The sequence below is a fragment of the Kribbella sp. NPDC056861 genome (genome assembly GCF_040687575.1).
Classification (GTDB): domain Bacteria; phylum Actinomycetota; class Actinomycetes; order Propionibacteriales; family Kribbellaceae; genus Kribbella.
Window position 1 is genome coordinate 49,965 of sequence record NZ_JBFBNQ010000005.1, and the last position, 20,431, is coordinate 70,395.

At 68.6% G+C, this 20,431-nt stretch carries 16 protein-coding genes; 8 read left to right on the plus strand and 8 right to left on the minus strand.

Going from position 1 to position 20,431, the window contains the following annotated elements:
- Positions 1-29 precede the first annotated feature (29 nt).
- The 3 genes from AB0P21_RS24750 to AB0P21_RS24760 are packed head-to-tail and all read left to right on the plus strand — an operon-like array spanning position 30 to position 2,973.
- Complete coding sequence (locus AB0P21_RS24750) at positions 30-1,004, plus strand: acyl-CoA dehydrogenase family protein (RefSeq protein WP_363699540.1); 975 nt, start codon at positions 30-32, stop codon at positions 1,002-1,004.
- Positions 989-2,275 carry a bifunctional PIG-L family deacetylase/class I SAM-dependent methyltransferase gene (locus tag AB0P21_RS24755; RefSeq protein ID WP_363699541.1) on the plus strand — a complete coding sequence of 429 codons (1,287 nt, stop codon included), beginning with the start codon at positions 989-991 and terminating at the stop codon, positions 2,273-2,275. The genes AB0P21_RS24750 and AB0P21_RS24755 overlap by 16 nt, the downstream gene beginning before the upstream one ends.
- Positions 2,272-2,973: a glycosyltransferase gene (locus AB0P21_RS24760; RefSeq protein ID WP_363699542.1), complete on the plus strand. Its 702-nt coding sequence runs from the start codon at positions 2,272-2,274 to the stop codon at positions 2,971-2,973. Before AB0P21_RS24755 ends, AB0P21_RS24760 begins: the two co-directional genes overlap by 4 nt.
- Before the next feature lie 25 nt (positions 2,974-2,998).
- On the opposite strand, the gene AB0P21_RS24765 is transcribed toward AB0P21_RS24760, so the two are convergent.
- Positions 2,999-4,531 carry a cytochrome b N-terminal domain-containing protein gene (locus AB0P21_RS24765; protein ID WP_363699543.1) on the minus strand — a complete coding sequence of 511 codons (1,533 nt, stop codon included), beginning with the start codon at positions 4,529-4,531 and terminating at the stop codon, positions 2,999-3,001.
- Between the two features lie 188 nt (positions 4,532-4,719).
- Between AB0P21_RS24765 and AB0P21_RS24770 the strand changes: the two genes are divergently transcribed.
- Positions 4,720-5,484, plus strand: coding sequence for a BTAD domain-containing putative transcriptional regulator (locus tag AB0P21_RS24770; RefSeq protein WP_363699544.1), 765 nt, complete (start codon positions 4,720-4,722; stop codon positions 5,482-5,484).
- Here the strand turns inward: AB0P21_RS24770 and AB0P21_RS24775 are convergent.
- Positions 5,465-6,208 carry an HNH endonuclease family protein gene (locus AB0P21_RS24775; RefSeq protein ID WP_363699545.1) on the minus strand — a complete coding sequence of 248 codons (744 nt, stop codon included), beginning with the start codon at positions 6,206-6,208 and terminating at the stop codon, positions 5,465-5,467. The two genes, AB0P21_RS24770 and AB0P21_RS24775, sit on opposite strands and share 20 nt — an antisense overlap.
- 82 nt (positions 6,209-6,290) lie before the next feature.
- A complete protein-coding gene (locus AB0P21_RS24780) occupies positions 6,291-8,117 on the minus strand; it encodes an NAD(P)/FAD-dependent oxidoreductase (RefSeq protein WP_363699546.1) in 1,827 nt (608 codons plus the stop codon).
- Between the two features lie 150 nt (positions 8,118-8,267).
- On the opposite strand from AB0P21_RS24780, the gene AB0P21_RS24785 reads away from it, so the two are divergent.
- Complete coding sequence (locus AB0P21_RS24785; protein WP_363699547.1) at positions 8,268-9,473, plus strand: transcriptional regulator; 1,206 nt, start codon at positions 8,268-8,270, stop codon at positions 9,471-9,473.
- Positions 9,474-9,612: 139 nt separating this feature from the next.
- Here the strand turns inward: AB0P21_RS24785 and AB0P21_RS24790 are convergent, their stop codons facing one another.
- The 3 genes from AB0P21_RS24790 to AB0P21_RS24800 form a co-directional block, all read right to left on the minus strand.
- Complete coding sequence (locus AB0P21_RS24790) at positions 9,613-10,776, minus strand: LLM class flavin-dependent oxidoreductase (protein ID WP_363699548.1); 1,164 nt, start codon at positions 10,774-10,776, stop codon at positions 9,613-9,615.
- 97 nt (positions 10,777-10,873) lie between these two features.
- Positions 10,874-12,100: a glycoside hydrolase family 6 protein gene (locus AB0P21_RS24795; RefSeq protein ID WP_363699549.1), complete on the minus strand. Its 1,227-nt coding sequence runs from the start codon at positions 12,098-12,100 to the stop codon at positions 10,874-10,876.
- 71 nt (positions 12,101-12,171) lie between these two features.
- Entirely contained in the window at positions 12,172-13,860 is a 1,689-nt protein-coding gene (locus AB0P21_RS24800; protein WP_363699550.1) for a DUF885 domain-containing protein, read from the minus strand.
- 220 nt (positions 13,861-14,080) lie between these two features.
- On the opposite strand from AB0P21_RS24800, the gene AB0P21_RS24805 reads away from it, so the two are divergent.
- The 3 genes from AB0P21_RS24805 to AB0P21_RS24815 are packed head-to-tail and all read left to right on the plus strand — an operon-like array spanning position 14,081 to position 18,647.
- Positions 14,081-16,081, plus strand: a complete 2,001-nt coding sequence (locus AB0P21_RS24805; RefSeq protein ID WP_363699551.1) for a PEP/pyruvate-binding domain-containing protein — start codon at positions 14,081-14,083, stop codon at positions 16,079-16,081.
- Complete coding sequence (locus AB0P21_RS24810) at positions 16,078-17,298, plus strand: MFS transporter (RefSeq protein ID WP_363699552.1); 1,221 nt, start codon at positions 16,078-16,080, stop codon at positions 17,296-17,298. Before AB0P21_RS24805 ends, AB0P21_RS24810 begins: the two co-directional genes overlap by 4 nt.
- Positions 17,295-18,647 carry an ATP-grasp domain-containing protein gene (locus tag AB0P21_RS24815; RefSeq protein ID WP_363699553.1) on the plus strand — a complete coding sequence of 451 codons (1,353 nt, stop codon included), beginning with the start codon at positions 17,295-17,297 and terminating at the stop codon, positions 18,645-18,647. The genes AB0P21_RS24810 and AB0P21_RS24815 overlap by 4 nt, the downstream gene beginning before the upstream one ends.
- Here AB0P21_RS24815 and AB0P21_RS24820 read toward each other — a convergent pair.
- Positions 18,644-19,225, minus strand: coding sequence for a hypothetical protein (locus tag AB0P21_RS24820; RefSeq protein WP_363699554.1), 582 nt, complete (start codon positions 19,223-19,225; stop codon positions 18,644-18,646). The two genes, AB0P21_RS24815 and AB0P21_RS24820, sit on opposite strands and share 4 nt — an antisense overlap.
- 83 nt (positions 19,226-19,308) lie before the next feature.
- Complete coding sequence (locus AB0P21_RS24825; protein ID WP_363699555.1) at positions 19,309-20,391, minus strand: alkene reductase; 1,083 nt, start codon at positions 20,389-20,391, stop codon at positions 19,309-19,311.
- Positions 20,392-20,431 lie beyond the last annotated feature (40 nt).

Below are 20,431 nucleotides of genomic sequence, written 5' to 3' on the forward strand. Positions count from 1 at the left end.
CGCTGTTTCATCTCGGGTACCGACAGCGCATGACTCCCCCACGAGATGCCCGGTCCGTCGCGGCTGAACTGAGGCAACTGGTGGTGGACGGATCCCTCGACATTCCGGACCCTGGTTCGGGGCGAACCCTCGAGCGATGGGCGGCCCTGGCGCTGCTCGGCTGCCGGGATCTGACGCTGGCCCGGCTCGGAGAGGGCCACCTGGATGCGGTGTCGATTCTGCACCAGGCGGGCCGGACCGAAGTACCGAATGCCCTGTACGGCGTCTGGGCCGCGCGGTCAGGCGGCACCGGCGCAGTTCTCAACGACAACAAGCTTTCCGGCACGGTGCGGTTCTGCTCCGGAGCTCATGGTTTGGATCGAGCTCTGGTCGCCGCTTTGACTCCAGCCGGGGAGTCAGTGCTCCTCGACGTGGACCTGCTTGACCCGCGAATCCTGCGACAGACCGGCACCTGGCAGGCAGTCGGCATGGATGCCTCGGACAGCCCGGACGTCGTCTTCGCCGACCTTCCGGTCACCGACGAGGACAGGGTCGGGGATCCTGGCTTCTATCTCGACCGACCAGGCTTCTGGTGGGGCGGTGGCGGCGTCGCCGCGGTCTGGTACGGCGGCGCTCGCGGCTTGGTCGACCGTACGACGGAGTACCTGCGATCGGGCAAAGGCCCTGACGAGCACCAACTGGCACACCTCGGCGATCTCGAAGCAACTCTGGCAGCCACGGCCTCGTTGCTTCAGGCAACCGCTCGGCTGATCGACGACTCCCCCAGCACCAACGTCATGCAAGAGATCTGGGTACTCCGGGCTGCTGTCGAGCGGGTCGTCCGCGCGACGGTCGACCAGGTCCCGCGGATCACCGGCCCGACCCCGCTGTCTCGCGACCGGGACTTCGCCCAGGCGCTGGCGGATCTCCAGGTGTACGTCCGCCAGCATCACGCCGAGCGCGACCTGGCCGCTCTCGGCCGGCTGATCAGTGAGGGAAAGGACGTCACATGGCCGCCCCGGTGACCGACGAGCGCGACTGGCTGACGTTCCTGGGTGAGCGTGACCTGCCGACCTTCGACTTCAGCGGTCTGCGCCGGGTCGTCGTCCTGGCCGCGCATCCCGACGACGAGACCTTGGGCGCCGGCGGTTTGGTTCAGGTGCTCCACGCCCACGGCGCAGCAGTCTCGCTGATCGTGGTGAGCGATGGTGAAGCCGCCTTCCCAGCACTCGACCCGGCCGGTCGCACCGAGCTGGCCGCCACCCGCCGGCAGGAGCTGACCGCCGCGATAGTTGCCCTCGGCCTCGATCCCGACGCCGTGCAACTGCTCGGGCTGCCCGACTCCGCCATCGCCGAACACGAAGCGGACCTGACGAAGCAACTCGAAGAGTTGTTGCGCGATGCCGACTGCGTCATCGTGCCCTGGCCCGGCGACCCGCATCCCGATCACGCCGCCGTTGGTCGCGCGGGGCTGGCCGCGGCTCCCGTCCACGCCCATCGCTGGTCCTACCCGATCTGGGCGTGGCACTGGATGGGGACCGGCGACGCAGCCATTCCGTGGCGAAACGCGGTGATCTGCCCACTCGACGAGGACCAGCGCATCCGCAAGCAGGACGCCATCCACACCTTCGAATCCCAGCTCGCCACCGGGCCGCTGGGCGAGGACCCGATCGTGGACCGCTCGATGCTGACCCATTTCGATCGGCCGTTCGAAGTACTGTTCCGCGAGCCGGCCACCGCCTCCGCGCCGATCGAGCGGTTCGCGACCCTCTACGCCGCTCAGCAGGATCCCTGGCACACCACGCACAGCTGGTACGAGCGGCGCAAGCGGGCCCTGATCCTCGCCTGCCTGCCCGCTGAGCGCTATCACCGCATCCTCGAGCCGGCCTGCGGTATCGGCGTACTGACCAAGCACCTGACGACTCGCGGCGATCACGTGATCGCCTTCGACCCGGTCGAAGCGGCCGTACTCCGCGCCAGAGCCGCCGCGCCGACCGCGGACGTGACTGTCGCCGCTCTGCCGTCCACTGCCACGCAGCAGCCGGTCGATCTCATCGTGCTGTCGGAGATCCTTTATTACCTGAGCGACGACGATCTGCAGGCCAGCCTGGATCACCTCCTCCAGTTACTGGAGCCCGGCGGCCACCTGCTCGCCGCGCACTGGCGACCCTGGGCACCGGAAGGCCCGCGCGACGCGGCGGCTGCCCATCAGGCGCTGCGCGACCGGCCTGAGCTGGAGCAACTGCTCGAACACGTCGACGAGGAGTTTCTCGTGCACGTCTTTGTCCGCAGATGATCGAAGCCGCCGGCATCGTCGTACCCGCCCACAACGAAGAACGCCTGATCGAAGCGTGTCTGGTGGCTCTGCGCGACTCGATCGAGTCGGTCCAGGTTCCCGTGCAGGTGTGCGTGGTCGCCGATCGCTGTACCGATGCAACCATCCAGATCGTGGCGACCGTGCTGCCCGACGCCGCAGTACTGCGGACCGGCGTACGGCGGCCGCTGGGTCGGGTGCGAGACCTCGGGATGCGGTTCGTGATGGAGGCTCTGGGCCGGTACGAACCCGCTCGGGTCTGGCTGCTCGGCACCGACGCGGACACCTGTGTGCGACCCGACTGGATCGAGCGGCAACTGGCGCACGCGGACGCTGGAGCCGACGCGGTCACGGGATTGGTGGACCTGCAGCCCGAACACCACCTGACGGCCGAGCTGCGATCGGCGTACCGGGCGCTGGTTGCCGAGCACATCCGGCCGGGTGATCACGGGCACATCCACGGCGCGAGTTTCGGCGTACGGGCGTCCGCGTACGCCGAGGTCGGTGGGTATCGCGAGCTCGACACCGGCGAGGACCGTGATCTCTGGTTCCGGTTGCAGGCGGCCGGCCATGCGATGGTGCAGCCTCGTGACCTCGACGTGCTGACCAGTCCCCGCACCACCGGCAGAGCGCGCGGCGGGCTCGCCGACCTGCTCGCGACTCTCATCACGCCTGCCTAAACTTGCGCAGTACTGCCGCGCCTTCTCAGTGCTGCTGGTCGGCGTCGGATTTGCTGGGTGAGCCGATCGCCGGCTTGCCTGCGCCTGTCGAGGGAGTCAGGCGATCCTGGTCGAAGAGGTTCGCCAGCCGGACGCGCAGGCGGCGTACCGGGGTGATTCGGTGGTCTTCCTTGTCGAGGAGCACGGGCGGGACGCGGTCGAAGCCGGCCAGGCTCCAGCGGCGATACGCGCCGACCGGGCGATGCTCCTCGACGTACCCGCCTGCTGGTAGCCGGACCACCCGGCCGGTCTCGAATCCCTCGACAGCGAGCTGCAGATCGTGTTCCTGCAGGCCGATGCAGAGGCGCCGGGTGACGGCCAGCGCGATCGGCGGACCGATGATCAGGAGCACCTGGAAGAGGTGGATCAGCGAGTTGACCGAGAGGTGGAAGAGGACGGCCATCGTGTCGGCGCTGGCCGCGGCCCAGAGGACGCCGTAGAAGACGATCCCGGCAACGCCGATGCCGGTGCGGAGTGGGTTGTCGCGTGGTCGTTCGAGCAGGTTCTGATCTCCCCGGTCGCCGACGATCCAGCCTTCGACGTACGGGTAGACGGCGAGCAGGACGAAGAACAGCGAGCAGACCGTGACCGGCACCAGGATCGCGAGCGTGAGGGTCCGGCCCCAGACGTCGACCTCCCACCCCGGGGTCAACCGAAGCCCGCCGTCCAGGAACGCGAGGTACCACGCCGGCCCGATCCCCGCGGAGGCGTTCGCCGGGTCCGCCGGGCCGTACATCCAGATCGGGTTGATGGTCGCGGTGGCGCCCATCAGCAACGAGACTCCGATCACGAAGCAGAACAGACCGAGGCCTTTGACCAGGGCGACCTTGGCCGAATGCCCCACGACGTTGTCGTTGGTCCTGCCCGGCCCGGGGTACTGCGCGGGCCCGTGCTTGATCGCCAGCACCGCGGCGACGACGAAAAGCCCGACCAGCGCCGCGGGCAACACGTAGACATGCAGCGGATAGAACAACGCGAGCACATCCCCCGGGAACTGCCCACCGAACAGCAGCGCCGAGAGCTCCGCGCCGACGAACGGAATCGCCTTCACCACCCCGTCGATGACCGCCAGACTCGACCCCGACAACATGTCGTCCGGCAGTGAAGTACCGGTCTGCGCCGCCCCGAGCGTGACGATCAACAGCCCGAAGACCACCAGCCAGCTCAACCGCCGCGGCCGCCGGAACCCACCGGTGAAGAACAACCGCAGCAACTGCAGCATGATCGCCGCCACCATCAGCAACGCCGCCCAGTGATGAATCTGCCGCACCAGCAACCCGCCACGCACCTCGAAGCTGATCGCCAACGTCGATTCCAACGCCCGCGACATCTCGACCCCACGCAACGGCGCATACGCCCCGTCGTAGACCACCTGAGCCAGCGACGGCTCGTACGGCACCATCAGCACCAGCCCACTGACCAGCACCACCACGAAGCTGTAGAACGCGATCTGCCCGAACATCAACGACCAGTGATCGGGGAACACCCGCCCCCGCAGTACCCGCAACGAGCGATTCATCGGCTCGTCCTCTCGGTCACTCCCACCGCAAACCACGGCTACCACTAAGACCAACCAGCCCCCCGATCTGTGACATCGCCTCCTCAGCCGCCATCCGTTATCTGGACAGGTCGAGGTGTGGTTGATCCGGTCGGGTGGTTTCTGCGTGTGGGGAGTACTCAACTGCTCAGCGGGGTCGAGGAGGGAAGATGGCTGAACTTCGGGTCGAGTTGTTGCGGCCGTTGCGGGCTGTGTACGGCGGGCGCGAGGTCGGGCTGGGGCCGGCTCGGCAGCAGGCTCTGGTTGCGGTACTCGCCTTTCACCCGGGGCAGGAGTTGACGCCGGACGAGTTGCTGGAGGCGGCGTGGGGGCCGGATGCTCCGTCGTCGGGGGTCAGGGTGGTTGCCCCGTACATCTATCGGATCAGGAAGTTGTTGCCTTGCCCGAGTCTGGTTCGGCGCGGGCGTCGCGGGTATGCGTTGCAGCTGGAGCGGTCCAACCTGGACGTGACGCAGGTGACGGAGACGGTCGAGTTGGCTCGGGCATCGCTGGCTGGTGGTGATCACCGGGCCGCTGTGTGCCGGTTCTCCGATGCGATCTCGTACTTCGACGGGCAGCCGATGGCCGGGCTGCCGGGGCATTGGGTGGCGGCGAACCGGCGGCGGTTCGAGGAGTTGCGGCGGGCGTTGATCGCGGAGCAAGCCGGTGTGCTGCTCGGACTCGGTCAGTACGAGCAGCCGATCGCCGACCTCACCAGCCTGCTCGAACGAGACCCGTTGGACGAAGGGCTCGCTCGCCAGCTCATGTTGGCGCACTACCACGCAGGACATCAGACCGAGGCGCTGAACATCTACCGCCGGACCAGCCAGGCTCTGCGTGACGACTTCGGTCTCGAGCCCACACCCACCCTTCGCGCCACGCTGGTCGACATCCTCAACCACACCTGCGAGTCGGCTACGGGCAGATGTTGGTGATTGCTTTCGCGGAGTCGCGGTCGGCCGCGGTGATGGGGAGTGACCACTTGCGGGCGACCTGGAGGTAGCGCAGGACGAAGGTGCAGCGGTAGGCGCGGTTGATCGGCATCCACTCTCCCGGGCCGTTGTCGCTCTTCGAGGCGTTGGCCGAGCCGCCGACGGCGATCAGGTTCATGGCTTGGTCGTTGGCGAAGTCGATGCGGCGTTGCTTCGGCCATTTGGCGGCGCCCATGTCCCAGGCGCGCGAGAGCGGATAGATGTGGTCGATCTGGACCAGCGACGCGCTCTCCTTGCGGAACTCGACGCGCTTGCCGGTGTACGGCTCGGAGACCAGCGTGCCGACGATCACCACGCACTGGGACTTGCCGCGATACTTCCGCGCCTGCAGTTGCGCGGTGAGGACGTCGTTGCGGGTGTCGCAGCCGTTGTGGCCGCCGACACCTGTGTGGTCGTCCGACCAAGCCTGGCCGAAGAGGTCACGCTGATAGCCGGGTACGTCAGGACGGGTCGCCAGGACTCTTGCACGAGCCAACTCGGCCTTGATCGCTTTCGCCGTACCGGGGCTGGCGGACGAACTCGGCGGAGCGGAAGACGGCGCAGGTTTCGGCTTCGAGGGGCGGCTGGGTGAGGCGCTCGGGCCTGGATCGGCCCCGGCGAGCGGGAAGTTGCAGCCAGTCAGTACGGCGGGGACGAGGAGCACAACTGCGAGGAAGCGGCGGTTCACCGGCCGGACGGTACCCGCTCCCGCCGCGTTCACTCGGCAAGCTCGACGGCGAGGCTGATCACGACCTCGCCGTCGACCTACGTCAGCCGGTGTGGTGCACCTCCTGCAACCGGTAGACAGGAGTGTCCAGACCTTCGTACCGGGCCTTCAACTGGAGCGCCAGGTAGAGCGAGTAGTGCCGCGACTGATGCAGATTGCCGCCGTGCATCCACAGCTGCGGGACCTGGGTCGGCTTCCACATGTTGCGCTGCTCGCCCTCCCACGGACCGGGGTCCTTCGTGGTGTCGGAGCCGAGCCCCCACACCTTGCCGACCCGGTCGGCGGTCTCGGTGTCGATCAGGTCGGCGACCCAGCCGTTCATCGAGCCGTAGCCGGTGGCATAGACGACCAGGTCGGCCGGCAGTTCGGTGCCGTCGGCAAGGACCACCGAGTCCTCGGTGAGATGGTCGACCTGTCCGTGTGCCAGCTTGACGTCGCCGTTGGCCACCAGGTCCGCGGCGCCGACATCGATGTAATACCCCGACCCGCGCCGGAGGTACTTGAGGAACAGCCCCGACCCGTCCTCACCCCAGTCGTGGTCGAAGCCGGCCGCCTCCAGCCGGGCGTAGAAGTCCTTGTCCCGCTCGGCCATCGCCTGGTACGCCGGGATCTGGAACTCGTGCAGGATCCGGTACGGCAGCGAGGCGAAGATCAGGTCGGCCTTGTCGGTGGTCACTCCGGCGGCCAGCGCGCGTTCGGAGTACAGATCACCGAGGCCGAGGTCCATCAGCGTCTCGGACTTCACGATGTGCGTCGAGCTGCGCTGCACCATCGTCACGTCGGCGCCGTTCTCCCACAGCGCGCCGCAGATGTCGAAGGCACTGTTGTTGCTCCCGACAACGACACATCGCTTGCCCGCGTACGCGTCCGGACCGGGATGCGCCGACGAGTGGTGCTGGTCTCCCCGGAAGACCTCCTGGCCGGGGAACGTCGGCACGTTCGCCTTGCCCGACATCCCGGTCGCAAACACCAGTTGGGTCGGCCGCAACGTCAACGGCTGCCCCTCCCGCTCGACCTCGACCGTCCACTCGCCGGTGTCCTCGGAGTACGACGCACTGGTGGCGGTCGTGCTCGGCCAGTACGGCACCTCCATCACCTTGGTGTACGACTCCAGCCAGTCGGCGATCTTGTCCTTCGGCGCGAACACCGGCCAGTTGTCGGGGAACTTCAGATACGGCAGATGGTCGTACCAGACCGGGTCGTGCAGGCACAGCGACTTGTACCGGTTCCGCCACTGGTCACCGGGACGCGGATGCTTGTCGATCACCAGACTCGGTACGCCGAGCTGCCGCAACCGCGCGCCGAGCGCGATGCCACCCTGACCGCCGCCGACCACCAGCACGTACGGCTGCTCGGTGCTGCCGAGACTCTCGGCCTCGGCCTGCCGCCGCTCCTGCCACGTCTGCCGACTCTTGGTCGCGCCATGCTGGGCTCCCATCGCCCTCAGTTCGTTGCGCGGCTCCTCGAATCCCTTCAGCTCGTACAGCGTGGTCAGCAGTGTCCACGCCTTCCACCCGCCGTCCTCCTCGACCAGCCGAAGCAGCCCGCGCCCCCGGCCGACAGCGGTCTCGAAGGTGAACCACGCCGTCGTCACCCCGTCGGTCGTGTCCGGCGGCTCCGACGTCGCGAACTCCGCCGGGTCGGTCCGCTCGAGGGTCTCGGTGAGCAGGTCGGTGACACCGGCAGGGTTCTCGACAGTGGTCAGGTTCCACGAGAACGCGATCAGGTCGCGCCAGAAACTCGTGCCGGCGAACAGCTCCGCGGCCCGGCGTACGTCGCGGTCGCGCAAGGCCGCGCCGAAGTCGGCCAGCCAACCGTCAGCGATCTCGGCCGGCGACGTGCCGGCCTCCGGTTCGAGAGTTTGGGTCATGGCACTCCTAGGGTCGGTCCTCGCGTAGCACTCACCTTCCCGCGCGAAGCCCGCCATCGACACCGTTGCAGCCGATTGCATTCGGGCTGTGGTGTGCCGTCCCCAGCCGACCTATTCTCGGCTCAGACCCTCGGCGCACGGAGGTGACGCATGGTCCCGGCTGCCTTCGGTGCCATCCCGCCGGGGATCGACCTGTCCGTGCGGGCCCGCGAGCTGCGCCGGATCCATCACGCCGTACTCGGTGGTGTCCGGCCGCCGCAACGGCCGCGCGCGGTGGTGGCCAGGTCCTGGTCCCGGGTGCTGCAGCTCGGGCTCGACCCCGACGCCGACAACGCCCGCGATCCACTCCCCTGGGACGAAGTGACCCGGCTGCGAACCGCGTCCCCGTTGGCGCTGGTGATCGACGAGCTGCGCGCTGTCCTGACCAGCATCGCCGACGCTTCGCAGTACCTGATGGTGGTCTGCGACGCCGACGGGATCATCCTCTGGCGCGAAGGCGCGGCCCGGGTCCGGATGACCGCCGACCGGCTCGGCTTCACCGAAGGCTCGCGCTGGACCGAGCAGGTGGTCGGCACCAACGCGATCGGTACGGCGCTGGCCGAGGCCGCTCCGGTGCAGCTGTTCTCGGCGGAGCATTTCGAGCAGAAGCAGCATCCCTGGTACTGCACCGCCGTGCCGATCCACGATCCACGAACCGGCGAACTGCTCGGCGTCGTCGACGTCAGCGGCCCGGCACTCACCCTGCACCCCGCGATCGGGGCCCTGGTCGCCAGCGCGGTTCGGCTCGCCGAGACCCGGCTCTGGCAACTCCACCAGAACCACCTGGACCGCCTCCGCCACACGGCCGAACACCTGATCGCCGGTACGACGGGACCGCTGCTGGTGGTGGACGATCACGGCTGGGTCGCACACCACCGCGGCGTCTCGACCCGCGACCGGATCGAGGCTCCGCGCGCCAACCACGCCATCGCCGTACCGGGTCTCGGCCTCGGAATCCCCGAGCGCCTCGCCGACGGCTGGCTGCTCCGCCCGACCGGCACGGAACGGCTCATCGAGCTCCGGCTGACGCTGGGCCAGACGCCAACCCTCGACGTCGCATCCGATACCGGCCCCTGGCGCACCTCGCTGACCCGGCGGCACGCGCAAATCCTCGTACTGCTGGCACGAGCTGGTGCCGAAGGCCTGACCGCCCGAACGCTGAGCACCGAGCTGTACGGCGACGCGGACCACCTGGTCACCGCTCGAGCCGAGGTCTCCCGCCTCCGCCGCGCGATCGGCGCGCTGGTCACCACCAACCCGTACCGCCTGGCACCCGGCGTCCAGCTGACCACCGAGCTCACAGAATCGCCCTCCTGACCGTGGATGGGGCGAGCGGCGTCCCGCAAGCCCACACCGTCATGGCCGGATGGCAACCGCACTCAGAACTACGGCAGGAGAGCGATCCCGGAGCTGCACCCCAAACTGTACTCATCCAGTAGACATTTAGGCGCCAGTCTCACCTGATGGACAGCGCCGGCGCCCCGAACGGTACCGAGGCGCGCGTAACGGTCGGGGCGGGGTGTTGCCAGCGGCCGCGACGGGCGAGCTCAGGCAGGACGCCCTCGCCGAACCAGTACGCCTCCTCCAGATGCGGGTAGCCGGAGAGGATGAACTCCTCGATGCCGACGGCGGCGTACTGCTCAATGAGATCAGCGATCTCGGCGTAAGAGCCGACCAGCGCAGTACCCGCTCCCCCGCGCACCAGGCCGACGCCGGCCCACAGGTTCGGGTAGATCTCCAGGTTCTCCTTCGTGCCCTGGTTGAGCTCGAGCATCCGGCGCTGCCCTTCGGCCTCGCTGCGCTTCAGGCCCGCCTGGACTCGCGCGATCTGCTCCTCCGGGATGCCGTCGAGCAACCTGTCCGCTTCGGCCCACGCAGCGGCGGCCGTGTCGCGGGCGATGGAGTGCAACCGGATGCCGAACCGGATCTCACGGCCCTCGGCCGCTGCCAAACGGCGTACTCGATCGACCTTCTCCGCCACGGCTGCCGGCGGCTCTCCCCAGGTCAGATAGACATCCGCGTGCCGCGCAGCCACCTGCAGCGCCGGAGCGGACGAACCACCGAAGTAGATCTCCGGAATCGGATCCGGGCGTTGCCCGAGAGTGGACTCCTCGACCTGCAGGTGCCGTCCGCGGTACGTGACAGTCTCCCCTGCCCAGAGTCGGGTGACGATGTCCAGGAACTCGCCGCACCGCTCGTAGCGCTCTTCTTTGTCGAGGAAATCGCCGAACATCCGCTGCTCGTGACTCTCGCCGCCGGTGACCACGTTGAGCAGCAGGCGTCCACCGGACAGGTTCTGAAAGGTGCCTGCCATCTGGGCCGCCAGCAGCGGCGAGGTCAGACCAGGGCGGAACGCGACCAGGAACTGCAGCCGGTCAGTGACCGCGGTGAGCATCGCAGTACTGATCCAGGCGTCCTCACACCAGGCTCCCGCCGGGGTCAGCGCCGCCTCGAAGCCGAGCTGCTCGGCACTGCGCGCGATCTGCCCGAGGTACGGAACCGACGCGGGCCGGCCGGACGAACCAGCCGTGACCCCATGCCCGCCGCCGACGACCTGCCGGCCATCACCGCCGTTGGTGGGGAGGAACCAATGGAACTTGAGTTGTCCGCCTGCCGCCATCGGACTCCTTCCGGATCTACCGCGCTGGCCGTTTATGTCAACCAGATTACTTGACAATGCCGCGGTGGCAGGCGGGCCATCTCATTCCTGACCGGGACTAGTGACCCAGGAGTTTCATCGCGATGACCGGGCTGAAGTCGCCGGCCTCCGAGCCGGAGTCGATGCCGCAGTCACCGTCCGATTCGCCGGGTGGCTTGACCCAGAGCTGCAGGTCGAGGCCGGTCGCGCCGCCGGCCCGGGGTGGCGCGCCGACGCGTTGACCGGCGGGGTTGCACCAGTCGTCGCCGTTCAGCGGGTTGCCGTTGCGGCTGGTGTCGATGACGAAGCGTTTGGCCGAGCCGAGGGCGGCGTTGACGGCCTGGGCATAGGTGACGTTGCGGGCGGTCGACTGGTAGTTCGACACGTTCAGCGAGAACCCGCGGGCCCGCGCGACACCGGCGGACTTCAGCCACTTGGCCGTCGTGGCGGCCGGGTTCCAGTCGTCGTGACCGGCGTCCAGATACGTCCAGGTGTTGGGCGCGGCGGATCGCAGGTGGTCGACCGCGTAGCTGAGCAGCGACAGCCGGCTCGTCTGCGCCGAGGAGCTCAGGCAGTCAAGGCCCGGCAGCGCATCTGGCTCCAGGACCACGATGGCCGGGTGCTTGCCGATCGATGCGGCCAGCGAATTGATCCACGCCCGGTACGCCGCAGGGCTCGCGGCTCCCCCACTCTCGCCGCAGTCCCGGGCCGGGTGGTTGTAGAAGACGAGCACCGGCAGCTTGCCGGCTTTCGACGCAGCCGACACGTAGGTCCGCGCGTCGGAGGCGTCCGCGCCGTCACCGTTGAACCAGCGCGCGATCGGGCGGTCGGCGATCCCGGCCTTGATGATCGCCCGCCGCGAGTCGCCGGCGTGCTCGCCGACCCAGTAGACCGGCTCGGACTGCGGATCGACGTACAGGCCGTTGGTCTGCGAGAGCGGATTGCCCTGCTGCGGAACCGGGGCCGAGGTCGGCGTCGTCGACGGCTTGGTGGTGGGCTTCGCGGTGGGTTTCCTGGTGGGCTTCGTGGTCGGTTTGACCGAGGCCTTCGCCGTTGACCGGCTGGTCGGCTTGCGCACCGCCGGGGCCGACGGCGTGCTGACCGGCGGCTTCGTGCTGGCTTCGGTCGAGGTGGGGATCGAGCCCTCCGGCCCGTCCGCCTTGGTCAGCACCGGCGTCGTACCGGCGGACGCTGCTGGGTCATCACCTCTCGCCAGCGCCACCGTCACTCCGACGGTGGCGGCGATCGCACCGGTCGCGGCGATCGCGACCACTGCCCTGGATCGGCCCATGTTTGGCAGCCGCATTTCGTCTCCTACTTCAGCTCATCCCCAGGCCAGCGACGAACATTAGTAGATAACGGCCAGATAACAAACCCTCAGAGTCGACCCAAAGCGCGCCGCAGCGGGTCGAGGCCGAGCGAGCCGAGGTTGAGCGCGTCCCGGTGGAACGTGCGCAGATCGAAGTCGGCGCCCTTGCGCTGCTTGGCCTCTTCCCGCGCCTGCAGCCAGATCCGCTCACCGAGCTTGTACGACGGCGCCTGCCCCGGCCAGCCGAGGTACCGGTTCACCTCGGCCTTCAGGAACGCGCTCTCCATCCGCGAGTGGCCGCGGAGGAATTCCAGGCCGAGATCCGCGTTCCAGGTCTCGCCCGGGTGGAAGCCGAACGGGTTGTCGCGCGGGATCTCCAGCTCCAGGTGCATCCCGATGTCGACGATCACCCGGGCCGAGCGGAAGCCCTGCGCGTCGAGCATGCCGAAGCGGGCTCCCGGCTCGTCGAGGTAGCCGAGCTCCTCCATCAGGCGTTCGGCGTACAGGCCCCAGCCTTCGCCGTGGCCGGAGACCCAGCAGCCGACTCGTTGCCAGCGGTTCAGCAGATCGGCCCGCAGCATCGTCTGGCCGACCTGGAGGTGATGCCCGGGAACACCTTCGTGGTAGACGGTGGTGACCTCTCGCCAGGTCGCGAAGTCCTCGATCCCGGCCGGCACGGCCCACCACATCCGGCCCGGCCGCGTGGTCAGATCCTCACTCGGCGGCGTGTAGTAGATGATGCCCTCCGAGGTCGGCGCGATCATGCACTCGATCCGCCCGATCTCGGCCGGGATGTCGAAGTGCTTGCCGCCCAGCTCCTGTACGGCGCCGTCGGCGAGCTCCTGCATCCAGTCCCGGAACGCTTCCTTGCCGTGGATCTTGCGAGCCGGGTCGGCGTCCAGCACCGCGGCCGCCGCCGGGATGCTGCGGTCGCCGTCGTTCAGCGAGGCCGCGATGGTCTGCATCTCCTGCTCGATCCGGGCCAGCTCCTGCCAGCCCCAGGCGTACGCCTCCTCCAGATCGAGAGTCGCGCCGATGTGAAAGCGAGAAGCGAGCTGGTACGCCTCCCGGCCGACCGCGTCCCGACTCGGGGCCTTCGGCAGCAGCTCGGTGGTCAGCCACTGGCCGAACTCACCGAACGCCTTGCTGGCCGCGATCGCGGCCGCCTCCACCTTGGTCTTGACGTGATCAGGCGCCTCCGTGGTCAGCCCGATGAAGTAGTCGTTGCCCTCCGAGCCACTCCACTCGGCACTCCGCTGGGCCAGCACACCGACCTGCCGAGCCGACGAGACCCGACCCTCAGCGGCCTGCTGCAGAAGGGTTTCGCGGTACCCGTCGAGCGTCTTACCGACCTGATCCAGCCGACTACCGAGGTTGTCCCAGTCGTCATCGGTGGCGGTCGGCATCAGGTCGAAGACCGCGCGCAACTCCACCGGGACACACGAGATCCCGTTCAACTCGTACTGCGGAATCGCGGCCGCGTAACGCTCCGCCTCCAGCTCGATCCGCTCCAGCAACGCATCCCTGGCCGTCTCCTCCCGGAAGGACGAGACCTCGACGGCTTTCGCCTCGGCGATGGTGACCCGGTGCAGCTCGGTCAACGCCTCGAACCCGGCCGGCGACCGATCCGGCAACTGGTCCTCGTTGCCCTGCATTCCCATGATCGTCGCCGCGGCCGGCGACAGCTCGGCATGAGCCTCGAGAAAGCGTTCGGAGAGCACGTCGATCGGGCTGCGTGGTGCCGTCGTCTCGGTCATCGGGCGACAGTACCGTCGCGACCGGAGCCACCGGAATGCCTTACTGCGCGGGTTTTCCCGGCTGTTTCAAGGGTTATCCAGGCCTCGCCCAGTCAAGCCAACGCTCGATTGAACCGTCCCATTAGTTGCCTAGGGCAATAACTTCCGCGTGAGTGATAGTGCTCACAGACGGTTACGCCAACTACCGTGAGTGGCAGCCTTCACCTTATTGTGATCTCCCGTGCCTACCGCCCCCGCCCCCTCTGACCTGACCGCCATCGTTCCCGCTCTGCCCGGAGATCGCCTCACACTGGCCGACTTCGCCGGGCTCGCGACCACCGTCGCCGGCTACCCCTACGTGAAGCTCGTGCTCGACCAGGAGACGTCGACCGTCCACCTGATCGACGGCGCCGACCGGATGCTGCACGTCCAGTACGTCGGTGAACGGATCCTCGGGATGACCCGCGCCGAACTGGCCCGCAACCTGGATGCCTTCAACGACTCCGTCTACCGCGCCGCCGACCGCCGCTTCCTGCTCGGCACCCTCGCGCTGCACGACCGGCCCGAGCACGGTGGGCAGTTCTTCTCGCTGGAGACCGTCGAGGTCGACACGATGGGTCCTGACCTGCTGCGCTCCTTCTACGGTACGGTCCGCACTCTCGTCGACGACGCCGTACCGGTGTTGCTGAAGCCCGCCAACCATCTGCAGGAAAGCTTCCTGCAGCAGCCGTCCGAGCAGCTCCCGCTGATCCTTGCCCACGAGCTCTACTCGACCGCGCCGTACGTGCCACTCAACCCCGGTACGACGATCGGCCGGCTCCGGATCTTCAGCGACGAAACCGCCTACCGGACCACCACCGACCCGGTCCGCTGGCACGACATCCTCGTGATGGCCCGGATGCCCGACGACATCCCCCGGGTGGCCGGCCTGATCAACGCCCGGCACACCACGCCGCTGTCGCACACCAACGTGCTCGCGGCCGGCTGGGGTATCCCGAACGCCATCCAGCAGGGCGCCCTGCAGCGGCTGGCCGAGCTCGACGGCAGCTGGGTCGAGCTGATCGTGGACCCGGCCGCCCCGGAGTTGACGGTCCGCGCGATCACCAGGCCGGACTCCGTCGATGCCGGGCCGGCCTGGGCAGCCACGCAGGTCGACATCGGCAAGCCCGATCTGGCCGCGGCGCAGATCCTTCCGCTAGAGGACCTGCGCTCCACCGACGCGCACCGCTTCGGCACCAAGGCGGCGAACCTCGGCGAGCTCACCGCAGTACTGCGGGACGGATCGCCTTACTGGCTTGGCTTCTACCAGGCACCCCGGCCACCGCGGCCGCACCTGCTCGAGTACCTCGCGCGGCATCTCGCCACGTCGAGCACCGACAGCACCACGCTGGACCAGGCCGCGCATCGGATGCTCACCGAGCACGCCGTCGTACCGCGGGGGATCGCGTTGCCGTTCGCGCTGCAGCAGCAGTTCCTGGAGTCGTCGCCGGCCATCCAGCAGACCATCGGCAAGCTCAAGATGGCGCTCGCCCTCGGTGGCGAGATCGACGGACTGTGCGCCGAGCTGGGCGCCCTGATCCGCGACACTCCCCTGCCCACCGAGCTGCGCACCCTGATCGAGGACGCCGTACTGCGGCACCTCACCGGCGCCGGCCGGGTCGTCGTCCGCAGCTCGTCGAACGCCGAGGACCTGATCGGCTTCTCCGCCGCCGGCATCTACGAGTCGGTCCCCGAGGCCGAGTCCGTCGAGGACGTGATCGACGCGATCCAACGGGTCTGGGCCTCCCTGGTCACCACCCGCGGCGTCCTGCTCCGCGACGAGGCCGGGATCGGGCTGTCGGACTGTTTCATGGGTGTCGTCATCCAGCAGCAGCTCGACGGCGCGCTCGGCGGCGTGATGGTCACCACCAACCCGCTGGATCGCAACGACTTCCGCTCCGTCCTGCTCAACCTCGCCCGCAACTCGGTCGACGACGTCGTCTCCGGTGCCCGCGATCCCCTGCAGCACCTCTACAACACGATGGAGGGCGGCAGCCGGACCGTTGCCCTGGGCGCCGAACCGGGCGACGTGGACGACCAGGCCAAGGCGACCCTCGGCCGGCTGGCCCTGATCGGACGGTTGCTCCAGGCCCACTTCGCGGGGGCCGACGGCAACGTCGACGCACCGGTGGACGTCGAGTGGCTCGTCGACGGCGACCGGATCGTGCTGCTGCAGTGCCGTCCGTACCAGCTCGGCGCGTGAGCGCGGCCGGTCCCGATGCGGTGCGGGTGATTCGCCGCTACAACGCGTTCCAGTTGTTCGCCGGTCTCCTCTGGTGGTTGCCGGTCTTCTACGTGTTCCAGAAGACGGCCGGCCTGTCCGACCCGGAGATCTTCTCGATCCAGAGCATCTTCTACCTGGCGTTCTGTCTGTTCGACATCCCGACCGGCATGATCGCCGACCGCTTCGACTACCGGCGTTGCCTGCAGGGCGGCTCGGTCATCCTGGTGGTCGCGAACGTGATCCCGGTCTGGTCGCCCAGCTTCGCGGGCTTCCTGATCCAGTTCCTGCTGATCGCGTTGGCCCACTCACTGTTCTCCGGCGCGGGCAGTGCCTATCTGTACGAGTACCTGCAGCGCACCGGCAACGAGGGTGCTTACCAAGGCGCGGAAGGTTCTGCCCGGGCGTGGACGCTGATCGGGCGGATCGTGTGTCTGCCCGCGGCAGGCTTCCTCACCACCTGGTGGGGTCCGTCCCCGTACGTGTTGTCGGCAGTGACCTGCGGCATCGCGGCCGTGATCGCGCTGGGCTTCCCTGCTCTGCCCAAGACCGATTCCGACGATTCAGACGTCATCGAGCCGGTCTGGCCGGCGCTGGCCGGTGCCCTCCGGTCACTGGCGAACTCCAAGCGCCTGATGCTGCTGATGGCGCAGGGCATCGCGATCTTCACCCTGGTCCGGATCGGGCAGGCCAACCTGTTCCAGCCGATCCTCGAATCCAAGGACCTGCCGCTGCACTGGTTCGGCGTACTCATGGCCGCGACGACCGTGTTCGAGGTGGCTGGCGCCGCGCGGTCCAAGGTGCTCGCGCGCTTCGGGCAGATCCGGGTCGTGCTGGTGCTGACCGTGCTGATGGCGGTCGCCCTCGCCTCGGTCATCCCGCTCGGCCTGGCCGGCACGCTGGCCTGCCTCGCGGTCTTCTCCCTCGCCTCAGGGCTCGCGTTCCCGGTCCAGCGCAAGCTGGTGAACTCAGCCATCACCGAACCTTCGCGGCGCGCCACGCTGCTGTCGATCGAATCGCTCGCCGACCGGGCCGTCTGTGCCCTGGTCGTCTTCGTCCTGGGCCTGTTCCTGCCCCGCGGCGCGATGTCGGGCTTCCTGGTCGCACTCGCGGCAGCCGTCACCGTGGCGATGGTCGTCCTCGCCGTACTCGTCAACCGAAGCCGCGACCGCGCGGCCACCAAGGAGAGCGTCGCGTGAAGAAGATCCTGTACGTCTACGTCAAGGGCGGCGCTCCGCTGGAGACCGCGTTCCCCAGGATCGCCGCCTGCGGCGAGCTGCACGTACTGGCACTGTCACCGCTGCCCGAGGCGGGCAAGGAGATCTGGGAGCCGGTCTGTACGTCGGTCACCGTGCTGGACGGAACTCAGCTGACACCGGGCGAGCCGGTCGTCGAGGCGATCGTCGCGCATGCCCGTGAGCTGGGCGCTGATGCGCTCTTCACCTTGTCGGAGTTCGCAGTACTGGCTGTGGCCAACGCCGCGGACCGGCTCGGGCTGGCCGGCGCCGGGCCGGGCATCCGGGTCGCGCGTGACAAGCGGCTGATGCGCCAGGCGTGGCAGGCTGCCGGCGTACCGATCCCCCGCTTCCGTCGGGTGGACTCCGCTGCCGATCTCCACGGTGCGTTGGCTGCGCTGACTCCGCCGCTGCTGCTGAAGCCGGCCTGGGGCGCGGGCTCCGTGGCCCAGCTGGTGCTGACCTCGCAGGACCAGGTCGACGGCGCGTGGGCGGAGATCGAGCAGGCGCTGGAGCTGGGCGGCCAGGTCGGCATGAACGAGCTGTACGAGCAGAACACCGACGCCGACCGGCTGGTCGAAGAGATCATGGACGGCACCACCGAGGGCTGGTACCCCGAGCCCGGCTACGGCGACTACCTGAGCGTCGAGGGTATCGTTGCCAAGGGCAAGTACCACGCGTTGGCGATCACCGCCAAGCTGCCGACCGTGCCGCCGTACATCGAGGTCGCCAGTACTTCGCCCTGCGTGCTGCCGGTCGAGCTGCAGCGGCGGATCGAGGAGGTGTCGCGCCGTGCGGTCGACGCGCTCGGCCTGGACACCTGCGGCACCCACACCGAGCTCAAGCTGCGAGCGGACGGCGAACTGGTGGTGATCGAGGTCGGCGCCCGCTTCGGCGGACTGCTGACAACCCGGCAGGCCGAGATCGTCTTCGACCTGGACCCGATCGGGATGCTGATCCGCGAGCAGCTCGGCGAGCAGGTCGACTATCCGCCGGCCATGCTGGTCGAGGGCGGTCGTGCTGCCGCGTCGGTGGCCGTAGTACCGGCCAATGCTGCTGGTACGCCGTGGCAGACCCAGCCACTCTGGAATCCCGAAGAGGTGGACTGGGCCGGCTTGCTGTCGCCCGGGAGCACCATCGAACCGGTGCCTGCCTTCATGCTCCCGGCCGGCACCCGGGTCCCCGAGTTCGACCCGTCCGGTGGCTCGCGCAACTGGCTGGGAGTGTTCCTCCTGACCGCCGTGGACGCCGCGACACTGGCTCGCGACTGCCGCGCCATCCTCGACGGCCTGGAGGCTGCTCTCCCTGGCTAGCTGAACGGAACCAGGACTCGCCACACCGGCAGGTAGGCGGGGCGGTTCGGCTGGCCGATCAGGTAGCCGGTCAGCCCCGTCTGCTCCGCCACGGTGATCTCACCGGGGGTCTCCCCTTCGTAGAACGAGCGGCACGGGGCCGCCGTGTCCCGGGCCCGCTCGAACAGGGCGGTGGCGGGCTTGGACTCGGCCTTCGTGCGCGGGGTCAGGAACCGGTCGCCGAACCAATCCCACGGGAACGGCTGCGCCTCCGCCCAGGTCGAGTTGATGAAGGCCTTGGTCGCGGTGGCGCGCTCCGCGTCGGTGGCACCCCACTCCGGCGGCACGTTGGTGATCACGCCGATCGGCGCTCCGACGGCCCGGAGCAGCCGCAGATGCCGCAACGCTCCGGGCATCCAGGTCGTCTTGCCGGGCACCGAGGTGTCGACCAGCGTGTTGCCGAGGTCGAACCAGACCACGGAACAGGTCGGCCGGTGCTGCTCAGCCTGGGCCACCGGAGCAGCGGAGGCCGACGTTGCGGGTACGAAGACAACGGAGGCCCCCAGAAGGGCTGTCACCAGCCAGGCGATGCGTTTCATGATCGAGGACTCCCTGTGGGGCGGAATTCGAGCCGGATGGTCCCGAAGGTGGAATTCTGCTGTATCGGGACTTCAGCCGCCTGTCAGGCCGCGTGCCGGTACGTCGGATAGGTGAGGTAGCCCGCGTCGCCGCCGGCGTACCAGGTGTCCTGGTCGTGGTCCGCGATCGGCAGGCCGAGCCGCAACCGCTCGACCAGGTCGGGGTTGGCGATGAAGGCCCGGCCGAAGCTGATCAGCTCCGCGCCCAGACCCAGCCAGCGGTCGGCCATCGCGCGATCGGTGGCGACCGGGCCCATCGGGAAGGCCGGGTTGACGATCAGGGTGCCCGGCCAGGCGCGGCGCAGGTCGAGCAGCACCTCCTCGCCGATGGTCGCTTCCAGGTGCACGTAGGCGAGGTCGAGCTTGGCGAGCTCACCCAGCAGCGCGGTGTACATCTCCGGTACGTCGGTCTCGTCGGCGCCCCAGATGCCTGATCCGGGCGAGAGCCTGATGCCGGTCCGGCTACCGCCGATCGCGTCGGCCACGCCTGCGGCTGCCTCGACCGCGAAGCGGATCCGGTTGCTGATCGAGCCGCCGTACCGGTCGGTGCGGAGGTTGGCCGACGAGGAGAGGAACTGGGTGATCAGATACCCGTTCGCGCCGTGCAGCTCGACGCCATCGAAGCCGGCCGCGATCGCGTTCGACGCGGCGACGGCGTACGAGGCTGCCTGCTCCGGCACCTCGTCGGTCGTCAACGCGCGAGGCATCGGCGCAGGCTTCGGCCCGGACGGCGTGAACACCTCCCCAGTAGCCGGTACTGCGGACGGCCCGGCGGGCTGGAACCCCGTCGTCTCGACGTGCGAAACCCGTCCACCGTGCATGAGTTGGGCGAAGATCCGGCCGCCGTTGGCGTGGACGGCCTGCGTCACCGGCAGCCACGACGCGACCTGCTCGGCAGTGTGCAGGCCCGGCGTACCGGGATTGGACTGGCCGAGCAGACTCGGTTGCACGCCTTCGCTGACGATCAGGCCGGCGCTGGCGCGCTGCGCGTAGTACGTCGCCATCGAGGCGGTCGCCAGCCCTCCCGCCGCGGCGCGGACCCGGGTCATCGGCGCCATCACGACGCGGTTCGGCAAGGAGAGGTCGCCCAGCGGCGAGCGGTCGAAGAGGGTGAGTTCGTTGGTCATGTCGACTACGCTAAAACCTGACACTGACGTCAGAGGCAAG